Source organism: Coleofasciculus sp. E2-BRE-01, from assembly GCF_040221695.1.
In the GTDB taxonomy this organism is placed as follows: domain Bacteria; phylum Cyanobacteriota; class Cyanobacteriia; order Cyanobacteriales; family Coleofasciculaceae; genus Coleofasciculus.
In genome coordinates, this window is record NZ_JAVKEA010000091.1 from 24,158 (window position 1) to 45,306 (window position 21,149).

The window sequence follows — 21,149 nt, forward strand, 5'->3', positions numbered from 1 at the left end:
GCAGCAAGCCCTACTATAGCAGAAGCGTTTGGTTGTTGAGATCTCAAGTTCCGTAGGGGTACGACATGTCGTACCCCTACGATTCAGCATCTGTGGGTCAGTCCTAACTATAAACGAATCTCGGCTTGGACTAAATCATTACCTGCCCGTTCCAGATGAAACCCCACTTTTTCCGCCACCTTCTGCATCGGCACATTTTCTGCCAGAATATCAGCAGTAATCCGCGTCAGTTTCTCTTGGCGACCCACTTGAATAATGCGTTTCAGTAATTCCGTCCCTAATCCGCGACGCTGATAGGGGTCACTAATTAACATAGCGAATTCCCCTTCATTAATCCCATGCATCTTACTCAATCGCGCCACACCCAAGATTTCGTGTTCTCCGGTTTGCGGATTTTTATAGTCCGCCACCAGTGCCATTTCCCGATCGTAGTCGATAAAGCAGATGCGGGTTAATCGTTCATGGGCAATCCGCCGACTCAGCTTCATTAAGCTGAAATAACGCAAATAGACACTTTCCTCCGATAGCGTTTGGTGGAATTGCACGATTAAAGGTTCATCCTCTGGACGAATCGGACGAATTGTTATCGGCGTGCCATCATTAAGCTGCCATGGGGTGACGTACTGCCGAGGATAGGGGCAAACCGCCGTTTTGGGCAGTTGGTTTTCCTCAACATCTAAGTCGTGGAGGATAATCCGGGCATCTAAGGCGATGAGTCGATCTGAAGACGCTTGCAGGGGATTAATATCAATTTCCTTGATCCAACGCTGTTCAATCACCAACTGACTAAAGCGAACCATAATCTGCTCAAGTTCGGCTAAATCAATGGCTTGACGCCCCCGCACCCCTTTGAGTGCCTTATAGATTTGCGTCTGTTCGATCATCCGTCGCGCCAGGGTGGTATTCAGAGGTGGGAGTGCGATCGCCCGATCCTTGAATACCTCAACTAACTGTCCCCCAGACCCAAAGACTAACACGGGTCCAAACTGCGGATCAACGATGCTGCCGATAATCAGTTCATAAGCACCATCCTGGCGCACCATTTGCTGAACCGTAACACCCAAGAAATGTTCAGCGCCGACTTTCTCCGTCACCGTTGATTTAATCGTGTTATACGCCCAACGCACCGCTTCTTCATCGGTAAGATTTAACTGAACCCCACCTACATCAGTTTTATGGGTAATCGTTTCCGAGAAGAGTTTCAACACCACCGGGTATCCCAGGGAATTTGCCCAATTCACCGCATCCTCTTCTGTTTTTGCCACCCCAGTATGCACAATCGGGATATTATAGGCAGCGAGTAGTTGTTTCGATTCCAACTCCGTCAGAATCGTCCGTCCCGCCTTGCGTGCCGTTTCAATCATCTGCTGCGCCAAAGCGCGATCGGGTCCGGTTTCTGCGGATGAGGGTAAAATCGGCGTTTCGTATATCCCACTCAGGTTGTAGCTGTACTGCCACATTAAATTAAATAACCGCGCCGCATCATCAGGGTAGGGATAGGTGGGAATGCTGGCACGGTTGAGTAAGGTTTCCCCAGTTTTGGTTTCTGATCCTCCCATCCAACTAGCAAACACGGGTTTACCAGCTTTCTGGGCATAAGGTTTTAACTGTTCGGCAATTTGGGTAGGATCAGTCATGGCTTGGGGTGTGAGAATCACCAGCAAGCCATCGCTGTTGGGATCTTCAACTGCAATGTCGAGGGCTTTGGTATAGCGATCGGGATCAGCATCACCGAGAATATCAATGGGGTTACCATGACTCCAATGGCGGGGCAGGATTTCGTTGAGGGCAGTTACCGTATCCTCCGAGAGTTCTGCTAATGCACCACCCGCGCTAATTAGGGCGTCTGTCGCCAAAACCCCTGGTCCCCCAGCATTAGTAATAATGGTTAAGCGGGGTCCTTTGGGACGACGGGGCTGTTTCGCCCACACCTCCGCCATATCAAACAGTTCGGAGATAGCATTCACGCGAACTACACCACAGCGGCGGAAGGCGGCATCGAGGACATCATCGCTACCTGCCAAAGAACCGGTATGGGAGGCTGATGCTTTGGCGGCGGCTTCGGTTCGCCCGGTTTTAATTACGATAATCGGCTTAGTTAATGCGACTTCCCGCGCCGCTGAAAGGAAGGATCGGGCATCGCCAATGGATTCCATATAAATAACGATGCTATGGGTGTGGGGATCATCACCGAGATAGTAAATCAGATCACCCCAACTTACATCCATCATCGAACCAATGGAAATAAAGGCGCTAAAGCCGACATTTTCCCAGAAACTCCAATCGAGGACAGCGGTACATAATGCCCCACTCTGACTAATAAACGCCAAATTCCCCGGACGCGCCATGGTACTGGCAAAGGTAGCATTTAACCCACTGCGCGGACTCATTAAACCCAGGCAATTCGGACCAATAATTCGCATCTTGCCCCGGGCGGTTTCCAGGATTTGCTTTTCTAATTCAACTCCCTTAGACCCTGTTTCTTTAAATCCCGCTGAAATAATAATCGCACTTTTGACGCCAACATCAACGCACTCTTGGACGACTCCGGGTACCAAAGGGGCGGGTATGGCAATGATCGCCAGATCCACGGGATCAGGTATGTCTTTAATACTCGAATAAGCAGGAATTCCCAAGACACTATGGCGTTTGGGATTCACTGGAAAAATGGTTCCCCCGAAGGGATTACTCATTAAATTCCATAGCAGGGTTCGCCCCACACTGCCCTCTTTATCCGTCGCCCCAATCACAGCAACGGTATCGGGGGCGAAGAAGGAGTGCAGGGGTTGACGTTCCGAACGCAGAATATCATACGCTGGATCGGTGGTTGGTTTAAGTGGCTTAACCATTGTTTTTTCCTTTCTTTATTAATACGTCTGGGGAAAAATTGAAACGGAACGGTTAACACTGAACACACAAGGATTAAAACCTAGGGTTCTCCCTGATAATCTGCCATCTCAGTTGGGGAAGGTGGGGAAGGTGGGGAAGATGGGAAGATGAGGAAGGTGGGGAAGATGAGGAAGGTGGGGAAGATAATAGTTTGAAGTTTTACCCTTCACTTCGGAAAGAGGGCGTGGCGCTTTCTTTAACTCACCATCTCCCCTATCTCCCCCGGCTCCCCCTGCTGCCCCAGCTCCCCCTGCTGCCCCAGCTGCCCCGGCTGCCCCAGCTCCCCCGGCTGCCCCATCTCGGTGCAACCTGATGATAATTGAGTCGGCGATTCCGCTTGTATTGCCAACAGGCGATGAATATGAAGCAGGGCGTCGGTAACTCCCTGTTGGGCAATGGGTGAGAGGGTTTCGCCAAACTCGAAGTCAACAGCGGGAATGGTAACCAGCCAAGCGGAGGGAGAATGATCATAAAGGGCTTGGGCTAACGCTAACAGCGATCGCGGATCACAATGATGCCCGACCGAGATTGTATCAGCATCCTCCGATCGCAGGGGAAAGACTTGCACTGTGGCTGTCTCTCCAGATACCGGATAAGCATCCACAAAAATCGCCCCCTCCACAGTGGCTAAGGTTTGTGCCAATTCTGGAGTCAGTTGGTGCAGGGAAAGCGATCGCACCCCCAGGCATCCCCACTCTTGTACCTCCATTGCCACAACTTGACCCACACCGTCATCCCGCCGCAGCGTATTCCCATAGCCAATCACCACCCATTGGTCATTTGTCATTGGTTGTATGTCCTTTGTCCTTCGTCAGGCTTGACTGGATGTTTACAGAACCTAACATCATTCCCCTTGATCTCCACTGACCTAACTTAGCAGTATTCTAACTGGACTTCTTTTTTGTGATTTTGCAAATACTTCACTACCTCTTCTACTAAATTTCGGCGGATGGAAATGTTTTTGGGTAACAGCGGATTTTGGTAAAATTCGTTAATTTTCTGCCCCACCAAGAAAAGTACCGAATCCGCCATCAAGATTTCCTTAGCTAGAAGCGCCGCACCATTGCGATCACTCGGTAAGCGATCGATATCACATTTACATTTTTTTAAGATTTCTAGGCTTTTGGAGATCGTTAATATCCCTTCAGTTACCAAGTCAATTTGGCTTAACTTCCCAATCGGTGGCAAATCTGGTCGCATCGTGGCAATATCCATTTCTACCTCTTCACCCAGATATTTGCCCACAATATTTCCCGTGGTTCCACCACAGATCACTTTTCTGCCCTCAAAGTTTAATAAGCGTTCCACATAAACCTGATCGTGACGTTGATCTAGAGGGGGTCCGGTAAAAATCATTAACTCATTACGCTTCCGCACACAGACGCCCACAAACGTGGCATCATCCCCAATTTTCCCTTGATAGAGGTTATGCGTTTCGCCAATCACTTTACGGACAATATTACGAGCAGTGTAGGTATCCCGAATATATAGGCTTTCAATGTATTTGGCAATATTTTCCCAGCCCCAGCCAAAATTTAAGACCGCACCCAGCCCCGCATACAAGACGCCATCACTAATCGCCCCCAGGAAATCTCCCCGTTCTAAATGCCCTTCTGAAATAACAATATCTTTCTCCAGAATTTTCTCGGTTCGGGTTTCAACCGGGACAGGTTTTCCTTTCCTAAAATGAAAAATGGGGGGGTTGTCAAAGTTTATAACTTTAAATTTATTAGTTTTATGATTAATCCGAATTATAGTAAACGTGGCGTAAGCAATTTTCCGGACACTACAAATTGGCAACGTACCAATCACCGTTTCAATTACCTCGGTTAGAGGCAGATCGGCATTCAACATGGTGATCAAGATTTCCGTCGTCAGCGTTGCCAGGATATTCGCCTTGACACCACTGCCCAACCCATCCGATAAAACAATCGTGGTTTTATCCTTCGTCTTGATAAACTTAACCTGGTCGCCACACAGTTCCTCTCCCTTTTTATTTAAGCTTAAATCATAGATATCTAGAAAGTGATCACGACTCATAAGCTTTTATATTATAGTGTTAAACGACATTTTAACTGTCTAGTGTATCGGCGCAAATATTGCGACTATCGTTTCTTCTCTCACCCAGATGCGCCTAAACCCGTCCCAAGTTGATGCTGCGCCCCCTCAATTTATGACAAATGACGAATGACAAATGACGAATGACAAATAACTACTACCCCATATCCTGTTCCACCATTTGAATAATCTTCAATAGACTCACCTTCGTCGTTGCCGTTGTTTCTCCCAATATTCCCGCAATTTCTTGGACAACTTTCATTTGATTATCCACCACCTCATTAACCTTTTCCACCGTTTCTCGCTTAACTTTTATCAATTCTCGCTTACGCTGTAATTCATAACTCATATTCACCAAAATAGCTGCAATTATATTTTCCTCTTTAATCGGAAAAATAACTTCTCTGACATAAAGTTGGTGATTAGCGTACTCTTTTTCCTTCCCCTGAATCACCTCATCATTATCCCAGACTCGTTGAAAATCACTGACATCTGTCAAAATAGTGGAGGCGGACTCACCCATAGCCGCCTCCTGTTCCACATTAAACATTTTGCAAAAGGCAGGATTTACCAGCTTGATTGTCATATCTTTATCCACGACAATCAAACCGTTGGGATCATACCGCCACAATAATTCCCACAAACTCTTATCATTACTTGCCATAGTATTTATTGATCAAGGTGCTATTGCCAGGTTAAGTGAAACTTATTGTTCCCTGTTCCCTGTTCCCTGTTCCCTGTTCCCTGTTCCCTGTTCCCTGTTCCCTGTTCCCTCTCCCTCTCCCTATACATCATTGAATACAAGGCAGAATCTCTTGTTTAAACTTTTGCTCAACATTGTTAGCATTGATATTGACAAAAAATTTATCCTTAAACTTCATCACAATACCAGCGCTACAAGTTTCCAAACAAAAGGAACCCTTTAATTCAACCTTATCCTCCAAATTGTAGGTGCTAATCAACTGCTGAATTTTGGGTAATACTTCATAAACACCCAATTGATGACACGCTGAACCCATACATAAATAGAGATTTTCTTTCCCGTCCATGGTCTACACCTCAATCTTACTGCACGTTCAGCCCCTGTCTTTGAAAGATGTCCATAACCTGCTGTACCTGTTGGGGCGTTGGCGAGGGTGTGTCTTTAAGCTGATAGTCATACCCTAGCTGTTGCCATTTATACTCTCCCATTTTGTGAAATGGCAGAACTTCGACTTTTTCCACATTGCCCAAGCTAGAGACAAACTGTGCTAATCCCTCGATACTCTCTAGGTTATCGGATAAATTGGGAACGAGGACAAAGCGAATCCAGGTTGGCTTTTTAATCTCACTCAGATACTGGGCAAACGCGAGTGTCGGTTCTAGGGAAACGTTGGTAATCTTAAAATAAATTTTGGGATCAAAGGATTTGATGTCCAACAAGACCAAATCGGCATGATCCAGTACAGGTTTAGCGACATCCAAGTTGACATAACCCGACGTATCTAGGGCGGTATGAATCCCTTGGTCTTGGCAACGTCGGAAAATTTCGCGGACAAATTCCGGCTGCATCAAGGGTTCACCCCCTGTTATGGTAACGCCGCCGCCAGAAAAGCGCATGTAGGAACGATACTTTGGGATCTGGGTCATCAGTTCATCAACCGTAACCTCCTGACCTTCACGAATACAGCGACTATCCGGATTGTGACAATAAAGACAACGCAGTGGACAACCCTGGGTAAAAATAACAAAGCGGATACCCGGACCATCCACCGTACCGCAGCTTTCTAAGGAGTGAATGCGTCCTTTTACAGAGGTTTTAGGAGTGGCGATTGGGGATTGAGAAATTGATGATTGCTTTACCATAGTTCAAATGTTGAGTGTTCCAAACGTGGCATTATTCGTCGGTAGGGGCAGATTTGATGACTATCGTTTACGAAAGCACCTAGATGTAACTAAACCCGCCCGTGTGTAGGGGCGGGTTTCACAACTATCGTTTACGAAAGCACCCAGATGTAACTAAACCCGCCCCGACTTGGCTTTATTCGAGGAAACCTGGTGCGTGATCCTTCGCTTTGTCGTTTTAGCTGGTGGGCAATGCCCACCCTACGCTATATCTAGGATTTCGGCGAACCAGAACTATTGCACCTAAATCCGTTCGTGGAATGTGCGATTAATCACATCCAGTTGCTGTTCGCGGGTTAACTTAATAAAGTTCACCGCATAACCCGATACCCGAATCGTTAACTGCGGGTATTTCTCTGGATGATCCATCGCATCTAGCAGAGTATCGCGATTGAAGACATTGATATTGATATGATGACCCTCATCATGGAAATACCCATCCAGCATTCCCACCAAATTAGTCACCTTCGCATCATCCGTCTTACCCAATGCTTGCGGCACAATGGAGAACGTATAAGAAATCCCATCTTGGGCATGTTCATAGGGCAGTTTCGCCACTGAAGCCAAGGCTGCGATCGCGCCATTGCTATCACGACCATGCATCGGGTTCGCACCCGGGGCAAAGGGTTCCCCAGCTTTGCGCCCATCAGGGGTACTTCCGGTCTTCTTCCCGTACACTACATTGGAGGTAATCGTGAGAATCGACTGGGTAGGAACAGCGCCGCGATAAGTCTTATTCTTGCGGACTTTATCCATAAACGCTTTCACCAAGTTGGCAGTAATCTCATCTGCTTGATCATCGTTATTGCCAAACTTGGGATAATCTCCTTCCACCTGATAGTCTACGGCGAGACCCTGGTCATTGCGAATAACTTTCACCTTGGTATATTTAATCGCCGATAACGCATCGCCAACCACCGACAAGCCAGCAATCCCACATGCCATTGTCCGATAAACATCCCGGTCATGCAGCGCCATTTCCAAACGCTCATAACAATATTTATCGTGCATATAGTGGATTACGTTGAGGGTATTGACGTAGAGTTTCGCCAACCACTCGATCATTTGGTCGAATTTCCCCATCACCTCGTCATAATCAAGGTACTCTGAGGTAATCGCTGCCAGTTCCGGACCGATTTGTTCGCCCGCTTTTTCATCCTTACCGCCATTAATCGCATAGAGTAAGGCTTTCGCTAGGTTAACCCGTGCGCCAAAGAACTGCATCTGTTTGCCAATCGGCATTCCCGATACACAGCAGGCAATGCCATAATCATCACCATAGTGCGATCGCATCAGGTCATCGTTCTCGTACTGAATCGAACTGGTTTCTACGGATACCTTGGCGCAGAACCGCTTAAAGTTCATCGGTAGCCGTTCTGACCACAAAACCGTTAAATTTGGTTCTGGTGCAGGACCTAAGTTATAAAGCGTATGCAAGAAACGGAAACTCGTCTTCGTCACCAACGGACGACCATCTTCACCCATTCCGCCAATGGCTTCGGTTACCCAAACCGGGTCACCAGAGAACAGTTCATTATAAGCCGGTGCCCGCAGGAAACGCACCATCCGCAGTTTCATCACGAAATGGTCAATTAATTCCTGCGCCTCGGATTCGTTCAGCGTGCCGTTATTTAAGTCCCGTTCAACATAAATATCTAGGAACGTAGACACCCGTCCCAAGGACATCGCCGCACCATTTTGTTCCTTCACCGCACCCAGATAGCCAAAGTACGTCCACTGTACGGCTTCTTGGGCAGTTGCCGCCGGACGGCTAATATCACAGCCATAGCTAGCTGCCATGTCTTGCAGTTCTTTTAGCGCCCGAATTTGTTCAGAAATTTCTTCCCGTTGCTGGATAACGGACTCATCAATCGCATCGAATTCCAGGGAATCTTGCTGCTGTTTTTTATCCGCAATTAAACGGGTGATTCCATACAATGCAACTCGGCGATAGTCACCAATAATTCGACCCCGACCATAGGCATCCGGTAACCCCGTAATAATCCCAGAATGTCGCGCCTTCCGCATTTCCCGCGTATAGGCATCAAACACCCCATCATTATGGGTTTTGCGATAGTTGGTGAAAATCTCTTCCGTTTGGGGATCAAGCTGATAGCCGTAAGCTTCCAGGGATTTCTTGACAACTCGGATACCACCCAAGGGCATAATTGCCCGTTTTAACGGTTTATCGGTTTGGACGCCGACAATTTGTTCCAGGTTTTGATCAATATAACCCGGTGCATGGGCAGTGATACTGGTGGGGACTTTGGTATCGACATCTAAAATACCCTTTTCCCGCTCTTGCTGCATTAAATCGCAGACGTTTTGCCAGAGTGTTTTAGTCCGTTCCGTTGCTCCGGCAAGGAAAGAGTCGTTTTGTGTGTATGGGGTATAATTCTTTTGGATGAAATCCCGGACATTAATTTCATTCGTCCATTTACCGGGATTAAAATTCTGCCATTGTTCGCATAAAACACTAGCTGTCTCATGCTTTTGTGTAGATGTGTTAGGTGCAACTGTCCCAACCATAGGCATTATTTACCTCTTTTTTTGTGCAAACTTTTGAACGTTAGACGTAGCCCTGACCATTCTTGTTTAGAAGGTTTGGTCAACAGTCTAAGGGGGTTGTGGTTCTGCTAAAAACTCGTAGCGTTTTATTTGTACCTCAGGCTCTTGACTCTAGTCATGGGTCTCTAGTAAGAACAGTAAGGTTTATCCTAACTAAATCTATTCCTTGCGGTCTATTTAGCCTGGACGTTTACCGCTCTCTCTAACTGTCTATCTCTATCGTAACTCCATGGATATTAAATCAGCAAATTTTGGAGAAGTCAATCTAATTCTTTACAAATATTTTTAATGTCAAGGTTGGGTGATTTTTCTAGAAACTGTGGGGATAATACCTACCCATTCAAATCAGTTTGGTGTTAAAATAGAAAAATATTTTTAAAAAGAATCTCCCTATATCCGGATCACCCCATCACCTTACGGATACTGCTGGCGAGTTGGAAAAACCTAACCCCCCTCATTCCCCTTATAGATCCCCCTCCCGTCCCCCTTCAAAAGGGGGAAGCCAGAGGATGCTTTGCTTTTGTTCCATGGGGGAGGACAGAGGCAGTATCTTTACGGTTTCCGGGCGTATGACCAATGACCAATGACAAATGACCAATGACGAATGACGAATGACCAATGACCAATGACAAATGACGATTACCAAGGATTACCCACCAGCGTGAAACCAGACCAGTAGTAGGGATGGGTAAAATCAATATCCTCTTGGTTCAATAAGTCTGGAGGTAAGGGAATGACGAGTTCAGGCGTAATTAATTGTCCGTTTTCAATCCGCACCTGACCCTGTTGCAACGCTAGTTGGGTGCGCCGCAAGGCTTCAGCTTTAATCGGGACTTGCTTGAGTTGTCGATAAAATTCAGCCATCAATCCTGTAGTTCCCCGATCATCCACATACCAAAGACTGGCTAATGCAGACTTGACACCAACTTGTACCGCTAACCCCGCAAACCCTAACTCCGCTTGTTCATTTCCCAAGGCGGTACGACAGGCGGATAGGACTAATAATTCCACCGGGGGTTTATTCCATCCCAACGTCCGTACCTGATCCAATCTTAATTTAGTATCACTCAGTTGAATGAACGAGTTCGAGGGATCGCCAGGAAGAAACTCCGCATGAGTAGCCAGGTGAATAATGCCAAAGGGAGTTTGCTGACGTTGAGATTTCAGGTTATCTAGGGTAAACTTTTCCGTGACAAAGGATTGGGCTGACCACAGTTGGTCAATCGTAGACAACTCTATCGGCACAAAGGGTAGCGGATCGAGTTCGGTAAACTCACTCGCCCCCATTGCCAAAACTTTCAGGCTGGTGATATCTCGGTAACGGGTATCCGTGAGGCTGATACTGGGCATTAAGCCAACACTATACCGTTCAATAATAAAGTCATTGCCGTCATGCAACGCCGCTAGGGGAACATGGCGTAACCCGGCGTCAAGAATAAAGCTTAAGGTTTCGATATTGAGTTGCTGCAAGTCCTTTTCTAGGGGACTAACTAGCCATTGATAGACTTGTTGCGCGGGAATACGATAGGCTGTAGGTCGTCTAGCATTCGTCACCGTGGCGTGAAAGTCTCGGACAGCAGAGAGGACTTGGCGACGGGTGACATTTAGGGATTTACGAATCGGCGGTTGGTCAGCCGTCACCAAAATTAATTCTAAGCGATCGCTATCTTGGGGAATCTGCGATCGCAACAGTGACAGCGAGGTATTTTCCCTCCCTTGCTTCTGAGGAATCGGCGTAATCACTTGGGGTGCAAAGATGACATAGATCACCGCTGGTTTGACACCCGTGGCGCTGTTTATCTCTTGCAATAGGCTTTGGGCTTGGTTTAGGGTAATGTCTGAGGTGTTGTCTAAGCCCAAATAATCGGCATACTCTTGACTGATTGATTGGTCAAGTTCTCCCAGTCCACTGGATTCCAGTTTGGGATTAGATACCACCAGTGGTTTGGGTCGTGTCAACGGGTTGGTTAGGTCTACGGGATTAACATCGCCAAGGGTAATAATTTGAATATTACCTTCACCATAGCTTCTAGAAAACAATTGAACGGGTTCAATGGTAAACTCACCACTGGTCAGAGAACCCGCCGTCCCATTCTCCTCAGCATCACCCACGGTAAAGGGAATATCCCGCAATCCCCCTTGATGTGAAATCGTAATCGCACCCCCACCGCTTCCGCCAGATGTAGAGATACTCGCCTCTTTATCTAAGGTATCGGGTATTTCCTCTGGTTCCAGTCCCCCCGCTGGAATCTGCGACAAGGCGTCTTGAGTCACATCGGTAGCCGTGAAAAGACCCGTGGCTGTCGCCTCAACATCCCCCCCTGTACCGATATCCAAGGCTTGAGAATTAATGATGGAGACCTGAATATCACTTTCATTTTCCGTCACCGTCAACTCCACAGTCCCCGCATCTCCATTGAGAGAACTGGACACCAGAGGACCGGTAATAATATCTTGACCCGCCTGGAGGGTAATATTGCCACCCTTACCCGTTCCCGCTGAACCGGATAGTAAGACTCCAGGATTAGCAATAGTGTCCCCTAAAAATCGCACCTCACCCCCAGACGTATCAATCATACCCCTAGTGCTGGTTAGGCGAATATCTCCGCCATCCCCCATCGCCGACCCAGAACCCAGAGACCCTGTGGTAATATTTCCCTCAGCATTCATGGTAATATCTCCCCCTCGACCCATTCCCCCCGCAAAGGTAAACACCGCCCCATCCACCGCCAGTAAACCACTCCCGGTTTCCAGGGTTAATTCTCCCCGCATTGGATCAATAAAAATGTTTCCTGTGATACTGGTTAGCGTAACCGAACCCCCATCCCCATGGGTCGAACCGGAATCAATCCCGCCTGTGATAATATCTCCCTGTGCCTGTAAACGGATATCTCCGCCTTGACCTTCAGAGGCTAAGGAGAAGAGAGTTTGAGTGCTAATCTGGTCAGCCGTGGCGGTGAGATTAATCGCACCTGCATCAAAATCACTAGACGTATCAATTGTCCCCACGGTGACAGACGCGCCGGAAATGGTCACATCTCTACCCTCAGCCGTAATCGATTGACTTTGATCCATCAAAAAAGACCCCGCCAAATCCCCATCTGAGTCAGCAGTAAATGTAATTGACCCACCACCGGGACTAAAGTTTAGGGATACGCCATCAGCTAGGGTAATATTGTTTGTCGCCTCTAATCTGACATTCCCAGTTTGATTTCCTAGGATGGCACTGGATAGGGTAAAGTCTACATTACCCCCATCACTGGCGAAAATCGTCCCGGCTGCATCACCACTACTGGGACTATTGGGATTCAGTCGGTTATCGTCTGCACCTGTCTCCACAATCATAATATTGGTGGGATCAAGGAGAACTGTGCCATTCACGCCATTGGTAGCCCCAACATTCACCACTCCCGAAAATGCCAAGTTATTCTTCCCAGAGACTTCCACAAAGCCGCCATCTCCAGCATTAATACCGCCACGGGCGCTAATCGTGCCATAAAATGCAGTGGTATCATCCGCCCCGACCATCACCTCACCGCCATCCCCTGTGATTCCTGCATCAGCCCGAATTAGCGAATCCTGACTAATAAACGTGTGAGTTGCATTGGGTATCATTCCTTGACCCTGAACATTCCCACCAATTCGCACCTGACCCCCGCCATTCATCCCAGAGGCGTTAATGTCTGCACCGAAGAGTCCAATGCGATCGCCAATTATCGTGATTGATGGAGGATTCGCTGTTGGCGCATCAGCAAATACATCCAGGGTTCCAGAGACAATCGTTGTATCCTGAGTGGGAATTGCAGAATTAGAGTCCGTTAAGGTGACAGTTCCATCCGGTTGAACCGCTAACCCGGTTTCCATTCCCTCCCCTGAACCCGTCAGCAATACGGCTAAATCCAGGGGAGTAATAGGGAGAAGCTGTCCGGAACTATCAGTGAGGAGTTCGAGTTCCAAACTCAGGACATGCCCAGGTTGACTGATTCTAACTCGATTCTGTCCCGGTATTGACGCGATCGCAATCTGTCCACCGGAGGCTATTAGGTTCCCGGTATTAATCACCGGATTCCCCAGTAAGATTAAATTCCCCTCGGTTACAGCTAAGTTTCCAGCGTTGACAATTGCCCCCGGTTGTGCTAAATCAAACCTGAAAAGATTGGGTGTACCAATCAAATCCTGGTAATAATTGTCACCCCAAGCCTTAAACCAAAGCGTTTCGCCAAAGCCAATTCCCGTAGCCGTTGTCGCGGTAAAGTCAGCCGGAGCATTCAGTTGAGCATTCGTACCAAAAATAAACCCGGCGGGATTCATTAAAAATAGATTCGAGGTTCCCCCGGTGACTTGCAGCAAACCATTAATCACAGAAGCGTCACCACTAACAATTCGCCCCAGGATATTCTCAATCGTAGGTGAACTGATAAAATTAGCAACTTGGTCAGCATTCAAATTTAATTGCTCAAAACTCTGAAAGAGATTCGCGCCATCTCCGGAATAGCTACCCCCGGTAATCGTAAACTCATTTCCCGTTTGCGTGACTTGGGTTCCAGTCCCATCGTTAGCAGGTGTCACCCCTTCAGTATTGGCGGGTGCTGAATAAAAGACACTCAGCCAAAAAACAGAACTACAAAGCCAGTACAGAGAAAATCGACTCGATTGCATGGTTGGTATAGCACTTGTCTTTCAGCATTGTGGCACAATTTTTGACCTGAAACTGACACATCTGCATCAGACTGAACGGTTATAATCTGAATGACGCAACCCTTCGACTTCGCTCAGGGTATCAGGAAGAGGAACCAAGGACGTATGACATGGACGCCGGGACACCCGTTAAAAAAGCGCCCCTTTGTGGTGGATTGTGTCCTAGGGGAGGGCGGATTCGGAATCACCTACAAAGTCCATCATCAGTGCCTCGACCAGGATTTTGTGATTAAAACGCCCAACGCCCGTTTGATAAATGACCCCGATTATCCAAAATATCTGAACCGCTTTATTAAAGAAGGACAGATAGTCGCTAAAATTTGTCATGACCCCCATCCCCATATTGTCCGGGTGACGGATTTGTTTGAAGAAGCGGGGATTCACTGTCTGGTGATGGATTATGTCCCTGGGGAGAGTTTATGGAAATACGTGCAGAATCAAGGCGCGTTGTCAGAAGCCCAGGCGGTGCGATACATTCGCCAGATTGGGGAGGCGCTGCGTGTGGTGCATCAAGCAGGATTAGTGCATCGGGATGCGACACCTTTGAATATTATGGTGCGGAGTCCGGAAAAAGCGGTATTAATTGATTTTGGCATTGCCAAGGGATTAATCCCCACCACGAGTACAACCACGGATAAAGCTGGGAATCGGGGATTTGCCCCCTATGAACAGATGGTGCGCGGAAGTCGTAAGATTACGGTTGATGTGTATACCTTAGCGGCATCCTTATATTATGCGGTGACAGGTCAACGTCCGATGGATTCCTTTTCTCGCAAGTTAGATGATGCCGAATTAATACCACCGCAACAGCTTATTTCTGGGTTAAGTGATGCCACAAACCAGGCTATTTTATCGGGAATGGCATTAGAAGCCAAAAACCGCCCCCAATCAATCGAAGCGTGGTTGGCATTATTAACGTTTGAACCGCCAATTATCTTGTCGGTGACATCTCCATCCGTTGAGAGTTCAGCCACGGTTCAGCCGGCAAAAACTGCCAAAACCCTACCCGTGTCAGCATTTGACTTCCAGGTGGTGACGGTAGAGGTTAAACCGGGGGTGTTGGGGAAGGAAAGAAAACTAACGCTGAATCGTCGCCCCCATCAGGCGTACCACTACATAGAAACCCTTGGCGATGTCCCTCTGGAAATGGTGGCGATTCCGGGGGGTACATTCCTAATGGGTTCGCCAGAGACTGAGGACGAACGCCGTAATAATGAAAGTCCTCAGCATTGGGTGACGATTAAACCCTTCTTCCTGGGGAAATATCCTATCACTCAAGCGCAATGGCAAGCCGTGGCTCATTTTCCGAAGGTTGAGCGAGAACTTGACCCTGACCCCTCTTACTTCAAAGGAGAAAACCGCCCTGTAGAGCAGGTATCATGGTTTGATTGTATGGAGTTTTGTGCGCGATTGTCGCAGTACACAGGTTGGAACTACCGACTTCCTAGCGAAGCGGAATGGGAATATGCCTGTCGTGCTGGAACAACAACACCGTTTCATTTTGGCGAGACGATTACCACCGATTTAACCAACTATGACGGGAATTATACCTATGGTGCAGGTGCGAAGGGTAAGTATCGTAAGGAAACCACTCCGGTGGGCAGTTTCCAGGTAGCGAATGCCTTTGGCTTGTACGATATGCATGGAAATGTGTGGGAATGGTGTTTTGACCAGGGGCATGATAGCTATGAAGGTGCGCCGTCAGATGGTCAAGCTTGGATAATTAATGATAATGATAATCATTCTCGGCTGTTGCGCGGTGGTTCGTGGCGCCTCGATCCCAGGAACTGTCGTTGTGCCATTCGCAACAGGCATACCCCAGGCAACTGGGGCAGCCGCAGCGGGTTTCGGGTTGTCTGTGGTGCGGCGTGGACTCTTTAGCACTTGACACTTTTGCCCTTTTGCCCTATGCCCTATTCTCTTTTCCCTCTTCCCGCCGTAGGCGGGTCGATTTTTTTTCAACAGCTAAGTTCGTAGTTGCGCTGTCTTCGCCATCAGCGCTTGTATCGCTTACTACTAGCATTGTACAGATAAAATCGTAATATAGATATTACCATAAAATCGGGCGCACGTCAGATGTAGGTTGGGTAGAGCGTAAGCGTTACCCAACAGGTTCTATGGGGAGTTGGGTAAGTAGTCGGACTTTCATTAAAGTTAACGGTTGAGATTAGGCAATAAGCTGTTTGGCATTTAAACCTTAATGTCAATAATGGTGAAAGCCGTGTAGTGCGTTAAGCGAAGCCATGCCGCAGGCTTTGCATCTTGCTCGCTACTAATACCCCATTTAAATGCATGACAGCTTAAACTAGAAAAACTCTGCTAGAAACCGGATTAAAAACTACTTGGCTAAATCGAGGAAACCCCCATGTCTAGTAACATCCAAATCCATCCCCTAATCACCACCAATAAACCGCAAATTCTAGCCATTTCTGCAAAGTATGGAGCGTATAACATACGACTATTTGGTTCCTATGCTAGAGGGGAAGCAACAAACAATAGTGATATTGATTTTTTGATGGATATTGAAACAGGAAAAAGCTTATTGAATCGCATTGCCCTTAAACAAGAACTCGAAGACCTACTCGGTAAAAAAGTAGACATCGCCAAGCCAGAAAACCTGCATGAATCAATACAATCCCAAATCCTTAAAGAAGCTATTCCTTTATGAAAAATCAAATTCTTTACCTAACCAATATCCAAGACTGTATTCAAGCCATTGAGAATTACACCCATGAAGGTAAACAAGCATTTTTCACCAATAAAATGATGCAAGATGCCGTGATTCGTAATTTGGAAATCATTGGCGAAGCGACAAAACGACTTTCCGAAGAAATTATTACAAACTATCCGAATGTTCCCTGGCGACAAATGGCAGGGTTAAGAGATGTATTAATCCATGACTACCTTAAAGTAGATTTGGAAGAAGTTTGGCTAGTAGTAGAAACAGATATTCCACCTCTAAAAGTCCAAATTCAACAAATTCTCGACACTCTCACTACCTAAATGAATAGGGACATGAATTATAGTAATCGCCATAGCGGTTAGGACGCATCATTTGGTAGAGATGTTCCGGCGGAACGTCTCTACACGCTATATTTTTGGGAAAGTTATACTATCAAGTTTAGAGGTGTTAAATCGGGCGCACGTCGGTGCGCCCCTACTGTTCTGAATCCGGGTCAATACCCATCGCTCTTAATCGTTCTGCCAATCTTGCCGCTTTTTGCTCGGCTTGTTCAGCGCGTTGGCGTTCTTGTTCGGCACGTTGACGTTCTAATTGGGCGCGTTCTTCACCAATTAACAAAAGATTGCCTTCATTATCCCACCAACGCAGCCAAAATTGGGTTTGATTTTGATAAGTCCCCTGCCAAAGTCCCAGTTCTACTCCTAAGGGCGTAATCGGATAGTGACCCCGTTCATTGGGTTGTAATTTTTGATAGGAAAAATTCAGTAAATTATAAACTTCTAGCTTTCTAGTTTTGATTTCAAAAATGCCATAGTAGGGAATGCGGATAATCCGTTCATAAACCCAGAATTTACCCGGTTTCGTAGTTTCTCCTTCAGCGGAAACCGATAAGGGTGTCGTATCCCGTTCCTCATCTCCATTCCCACTGGCAAATTCTAAAGCAATCATCGGTGCCATTAATTCCCGCCAGAGGACATAAGAACGGCGAATTTCACCATTCAGTAATGGGGGAACATTAGGAACATAGAACCAATCGGGCGCTTCTGCACCTTTTTCTGGGGGGTCAGTTTCGCGCCAATAAATACCGCAGTCTTGTCCAATGGCGTATTCTCCATCGGGATGGAGTTGCTGCAAAACTGAACCAATGGAATCGGTCAAAATGATACTTTGAGGATGTTCTTGAAAGTTTTTCACAAATGTACCATCGGACTCAGGGAGTTGGGTATGGTCAGGAAAGGGAGGGGGTAAGTCAATTTTAGTTTGGGTCATTTGTTATTGGTCATTGGTCATTTGTCATTAGTCATTAGTCATTAGTCATTAGTCATTTGTCATTTGTCTTATGGTCGGGGCGGGTGTAGTGGCGTGGCACACCTAAAATGGTAGATTAGAATTGTAGGGGCGCAAGGCTTGCGCCCAGTTTAAACGTAAAATCTATTCCACAATTTTAGCTGTGTCAGTCCAGTAGGGTAGCGTAACGCACCATTTCAAAAGATAGTAGTGAAACCCGCCCCTACACATAGACGCGCCATGGCACGTCTCTACATGATTCTATCTCCCTACCTTGATATCAACCTGTCACCACAAAATTAACCAGCTTTCCAGGTACAACAATCACCTTTTTCACCGTCTTACCCGTGATATAACGCTGGGCAACCTCTGACTCCCTGGCGTACTGTTCCAACGCTGATTTATCAGAATCAGCGGGAACCTGAATTGTGCCACGGGTTTTGCCCATGATTTGAATGACCAACGTAATCTCATCAGCGACTAATGCTTCTGGTTCAAAGGTAGACCAAGGTTGTAGGTGTACTGAATCGGTATGACCAATTCCATGCCATAACTCTTCAGCAATATGGGGGGCAAAGGGGGCTAATAATAGAATCAGGGTCTCGATTCCTTCGGCGTAAACGGGGGAGTCTTTACACTTAGTATCACCGAGGGCGTTGCTGAGTTTCATTAACTCGGAAACCGCCGTATTAAATTGATACTCCCCATCTAAATCATCGGTGACTTCTTTAATCGCCGTGTGAACTGCCCGCCGCAAGTCTTTTTCCGGTTTACTTAACTCAGGGGGAGTGGTAGTGGAACGGTTAGTTCCTTTTGCGGTAAACTCCTCCACCAACCGCCAAACCCGATTCAGGAAACGGAATTGTCCTTCCACATCTGCATCATCCCATTCCAGGTCTTTTTCTGGAGGGGCTTTAAATAGGATAAACATCCGGGCGGTATCCGCACCATATTTGTTAATTACCTCTTCGGGTGCGACACCGTTATATTTAGATTTGGACATGGTTTTGTAGGACACCTCCAGGGTTTCCCCGGTTTCTGGGTCTTTGGGGTCACTGGGGTTGACGTCCACCGAGGGAACCCATTTCCCGGTTCTGGGGTTCATATAGGTTAACCCCTGTACCATTCCCTGAGTTAACAGACGCTGGAACGGTTCATCAAAATTGAGTAAACCGCGATCGCGCAAAACTTTGGTGAAGAAACGGGAGTACAATAGGTGCAAAATCGCGTGTTCGATGCCACCGACGTACTGGTCTACAGGCATCCAGTCATTAGTTTTACTAGAGTCAAACACCTGCTGGTCATTATTCGCATCCGGATAACGCAGGAAATACCAGGACGAATCAATAAACGTATCCATCGTATCCGTTTCCCGTTTCGCCGCTGTACCACAGGTGGGACAAGGCACATCCGCCCATCCCTCCACCTGGGATAACGAGGCGACTCGCCCCCCACTCATGGCTACATTCTCCGGTAATGCTACAGGCAAATCCTGCTCCGGAACCGGAACAATGCCACAATCAGGACAGTAAATTACCGGAATCGGTGCGCCCCAATAGCGTTGGCGCGAAATTAACCAATCCCGCAGGCGGTACTGTATCCGGGCTTTCCCCCATCCTTTCCGTTCGGCGTATTTAACAATCTCTTCTTTGGCGGAAATAGATTCCATCCCATTAAACAGGTCAGAATTTACCACCACACCGGGTTCAGTATACGCCTGTTTCGGTTCAGCTTTCGGGTCAGCCGCATCTGCTGCTACAATCACCGTCTTGATGGGTAACTTCTGTTCCGTGGCAAATTGGAAATCTCGCGCATCATGGGCGGGAACCCCCATCACCGCCCCTGTGCCATATTCATAGAGGACGTAATCGGCAATCCAAATCGGGATTTCTTCCCCCGTAAACGGATTAATCGCCTTACCGCCAGTGGGAATCCCGCGTTTCGGCTTATCCTCAGCCGTGCGTTCCAGTTCGCTTTCCTGAGTTACCTCCTGAATAAAGGCGTCAACCGCAGCTTTGCGGTCAGAAGTCGTCACCTTTGGGGTTAAGGGATGTTCCGGCGCTAACACCACATAGGTGACGCCATAAACCGTATCGGGGCGAGTGGTAAACACACCGATTTTTTCATCCAAGTCGATTATGGGAAACTCTAAATAAGCGCCGACGGATTTGCCAATCCAGTTGGCTTGCATCAACTTCACCCGTTCGGGCCATCCCTCCAGCTTATCTAAGTCGTTGAGTAATTGTTCGGCATAATCAGTAATTTTCAGGAACCACTGGCGCAAGAGTTTCCGTTCCACTTTCGCACCAGAACGCCAGGAACGCCCCTCACTATCCACCTGTTCATTTGCCAGTACGGTTTGGTCAATCGGGTCCCAGTTGACGGCGGCTTCTTTCTGATAAGCTAATCCGGCGTGGAGAAACTGCAAGAAAATCCACTGCGTCCACTTGTAATAATCTGGCGCACAGGTTGCCAATTCCCGGTTCCAGTCGTAGGACAAGCCCAGACGCTTTAACTCAGACCGCATCTGAGTAATATTTTGGTACGTCCACTTAGCGGGATGGACACCGCGTTGAATCGCGGCATTTTCCGCAGGTAACCCAAACGCATCCCACCCCATCGGATGAAGGACGCGATAGCCCTGCATCCGGCTTTTGCGGGCAATAACATCAGTAATCGTATAGTTACGGACGTGACCCATGTGCAGGTTGCCCGATGGATAGGGAAACATCGACAGGGCATAGAATTTGGGCTTATCTGCCTTGTCCTGGGTTTGGTCTAAGTTGTGGTGTGACCAACGGGTTTGCCACTTTTCCTCTATCTCGACGGGGTTATAACGCGACTCCACAAAAGAATCTCCTACAGGGTTGAACTCTATCCGTTTTAACAATTTTGGCACATCATCAGGGGAGATGAGGAGTTTGTATGTAGTAAGGGCTTTACCCGCATTTCTCACGAAAGGCGCGATTGCGAATAGCAGAAACCTTACCAGACAAGGATTTAAGCCCATTTATTCACCCCCAGTTGCACAGAACAGTGTGTTGCGCCTTCAAGCCTCTGAATAATCATTTTTCTCAACCTA

Annotated in this window: 13 protein-coding genes; 3 read left to right on the forward strand and 10 right to left on the reverse strand. The window is 47.4% G+C overall.

Annotated elements, in window-relative coordinates; genetic code table 11:
- Positions 1–107: 107 nt before the first annotated feature.
- The 8 genes from RIG66_RS11350 to RIG66_RS11385 all read right to left on the reverse strand — a co-directional run bounded on the left by RIG66_RS11350 (position 108) and on the right by RIG66_RS11385 (position 14,058).
- On the reverse strand, positions 108–2,849 hold the full coding sequence (locus RIG66_RS11350; protein WP_446378062.1) for a bifunctional acetate--CoA ligase family protein/GNAT family N-acetyltransferase: 2,742 nt from the start codon (positions 2,847–2,849) through the stop codon (positions 108–110).
- Between the two features lie 236 nt (positions 2,850–3,085).
- A complete protein-coding gene (locus tag RIG66_RS11355; RefSeq protein ID WP_446378064.1) occupies positions 3,086–3,676 on the reverse strand; it encodes a hydrogenase maturation protease in 591 nt (196 codons plus the stop codon).
- Between the two features lie 86 nt (positions 3,677–3,762).
- Positions 3,763–4,929: a SpoIIE family protein phosphatase gene (locus tag RIG66_RS11360; RefSeq protein ID WP_006106165.1), complete on the reverse strand. Its 1,167-nt coding sequence runs from the start codon at positions 4,927–4,929 to the stop codon at positions 3,763–3,765.
- A gap of 175 nt (positions 4,930–5,104) precedes the next feature.
- The gene (locus tag RIG66_RS11365; protein ID WP_446378067.1) at positions 5,105–5,611 is read right to left on the reverse strand and encodes a PAS domain-containing protein; all 507 of its coding nucleotides are present in this window, start codon (positions 5,609–5,611) and stop codon (positions 5,105–5,107) included.
- A gap of 127 nt (positions 5,612–5,738) precedes the next feature.
- Positions 5,739–5,996: a (2Fe-2S) ferredoxin domain-containing protein gene (locus RIG66_RS11370; protein ID WP_006106178.1), complete on the reverse strand. Its 258-nt coding sequence runs from the start codon at positions 5,994–5,996 to the stop codon at positions 5,739–5,741.
- 16 nt (positions 5,997–6,012) lie between these two features.
- On the reverse strand, positions 6,013–6,792 hold the full coding sequence (gene pflA, locus RIG66_RS11375; protein WP_446378069.1) for a pyruvate formate-lyase-activating protein: 780 nt from the start codon (positions 6,790–6,792) through the stop codon (positions 6,013–6,015).
- A 282-nt stretch (positions 6,793–7,074) separates the two neighbouring features.
- On the reverse strand, positions 7,075–9,360 hold the full coding sequence (pflB, locus tag RIG66_RS11380; RefSeq protein ID WP_446378071.1) for a formate C-acetyltransferase: 2,286 nt from the start codon (positions 9,358–9,360) through the stop codon (positions 7,075–7,077).
- Positions 9,361–10,038: 678 nt separating this feature from the next.
- Positions 10,039–14,058 (reverse strand): CHAT domain-containing protein, encoded by a 4,020-nt coding sequence (locus RIG66_RS11385; protein WP_446378073.1) that lies wholly within the window; start codon positions 14,056–14,058, stop codon positions 10,039–10,041.
- Between the two features lie 144 nt (positions 14,059–14,202).
- Between RIG66_RS11385 and RIG66_RS11390 the strand changes: the two genes are divergently transcribed.
- The 3 genes from RIG66_RS11390 (at position 14,203) to RIG66_RS11400 (ending at position 17,100) form a co-directional block, all read left to right on the forward strand.
- On the forward strand, positions 14,203–15,978 hold the full coding sequence (locus RIG66_RS11390; protein WP_446378075.1) for an SUMF1/EgtB/PvdO family nonheme iron enzyme: 1,776 nt from the start codon (positions 14,203–14,205) through the stop codon (positions 15,976–15,978).
- Between the two features lie 484 nt (positions 15,979–16,462).
- Positions 16,463–16,765: a nucleotidyltransferase family protein gene (locus tag RIG66_RS11395; protein WP_446378077.1), complete on the forward strand. Its 303-nt coding sequence runs from the start codon at positions 16,463–16,465 to the stop codon at positions 16,763–16,765.
- Positions 16,762–17,100 carry a HepT-like ribonuclease domain-containing protein gene (locus tag RIG66_RS11400; RefSeq protein WP_446378079.1) on the forward strand — a complete coding sequence of 113 codons (339 nt, stop codon included), beginning with the start codon at positions 16,762–16,764 and terminating at the stop codon, positions 17,098–17,100. Before RIG66_RS11395 ends, RIG66_RS11400 begins: the two co-directional genes overlap by 4 nt.
- 154 nt (positions 17,101–17,254) lie before the next feature.
- Here RIG66_RS11400 and RIG66_RS11405 read toward each other — a convergent pair whose 3' ends face one another.
- Positions 17,255–18,049, reverse strand: a complete 795-nt coding sequence (locus tag RIG66_RS11405; RefSeq protein ID WP_446378081.1) for a Uma2 family endonuclease — start codon at positions 18,047–18,049, stop codon at positions 17,255–17,257.
- A gap of 298 nt (positions 18,050–18,347) precedes the next feature.
- On the reverse strand, positions 18,348–20,915 hold the full coding sequence (gene leuS, locus RIG66_RS11410; protein ID WP_446378085.1) for a leucine--tRNA ligase: 2,568 nt from the start codon (positions 20,913–20,915) through the stop codon (positions 18,348–18,350).
- Positions 20,916–21,149: the final 234 nt, after the last annotated feature.